Raw genomic sequence first — 1,448 nt, 5'->3', positions numbered from 1 at the left:
GGTTGAGATGCCAGAGCAGGGTTCTTGTTTCGTTCCAGAAAGCAGTAAACAGGTCGATATCATCTACGGGGCCAAGAATTTCATTGCTGAGGGCCGCCAGTGCGGAGGCGGGCAGGTTGAGAAGGGGAAGACTGGTGGGTGTCGTGAGCTTGAACATGATTATCTCCATAATGAATTGATTTACATGGAAATAATATGTGCATAAAAAGAGGTTTTTTACGTTCATAGTCGTTGGGGTTGGTGAGCTTTGTGAATGTACAAAATCAAAGCACCCGCAGGTGTAAAATGTGATGATTGTCACAATAATAAAAATTAATGGAGTGTGGTTTTGATTGTTGAAAGGTTGATTTACCCTTAAGTTGGGCTGCATATTGTCAAAATCATCACTTTAATCTATTGATTTAAATAGCATTAATTTTAAATGCCTTATTGGGTTGTTTTTTAGTCGAAAATCGGTGGGGTCTATTACCATTTTCTTATTTCAGGGCCTCAAAAGTTGACTTACTTTGGGCGATGCATCCGGAACACAATTTTTTTATAGGGTTTAACGCTATTTTCCCTTTTCCCTGAGCAGGAGTACTCCTGATGAATCATCATGGTCTTTCTGACTTGAGTATTAAATGTCAATGGGCATGTAAGAGCTGATTTTTCATGGGCTTGAAAGTGATGCCACGAATAAATAAGCTTATCCCATTGTTGGCCGACATATTAAATTACTCATTATCATCTGAATTTTCAGAGGACCATGTACATATTATGAATGTTAATTACCCTTTAAATAAAATAACGCAAGTGCTGGATGAAAAGAGCATCACAGCTGCTCATAAAAATTCCTTCAATGTAGATGTGGAAGCTCAGGGGTATTCCGACTCTGGAGTATCTGATGTTGTAGAATATCCAGGGGTTGCACCTAAAAATACTGGAGGTGTTTTTACTAAAGCCCTTTTTGATGAATATAAAATCCGTGCAGTACAAGCTGCACAAACAATCGAGACCAGCGATAAGAAGTTAACCGGACTTAAGGCAATATTCTATCCATCAGGTCGCATTAAATTTATTGTCCGCAAAAGTATTCGCGGAAAGAATATCTACGTTGCCGTAGGAGGCTACCCGGAAATTTCAATTAAAGATGCAAGGGAGCATGCCTTTAAAATAATTCAGGAGCTCAAGACCGCCGTTGAGGCTTACGGTGAGCGTTTTCTTACTCACAGTAAAATGACGTTTAATGAGCTTGTGGATGAGTATGAGAAAAGCGTACTCAGCACGGGCGTTAAGCGTTCAGCTAACACCGACCTTTCTAAGATCCGTAAATACCTGCGCCCTCTTCTCGGTGACAAAAAGCTGGCAGGTATGACGGAGGCGGATATTCTGAGCTATCTGTATGCTCTCGATCTCAAGCCAGCCACCCGCAACCGCCATCTGGCGCTCATTAAAGCGGTGTTTACCTG

General features: G+C 41.2%; 1 pseudogene. It reads left to right on the top strand.

The annotated features are described in order from the left end of the window. Positions 1–651 precede the first annotated feature (651 nt). Positions 652–1,448: pseudogene (locus FKM52_RS21390) on the top strand (hypothetical protein); the annotation flags it as partial.

This window comes from Mixta tenebrionis (assembly GCF_006517625.1).
Taxonomy (GTDB): Bacteria; Pseudomonadota; Gammaproteobacteria; order Enterobacterales; family Enterobacteriaceae; genus Mixta; species Mixta tenebrionis.
The sequence above is the reverse complement of the archived record's forward strand: the minus strand, read 5'-3'. Positions and strand labels throughout refer to the sequence as shown.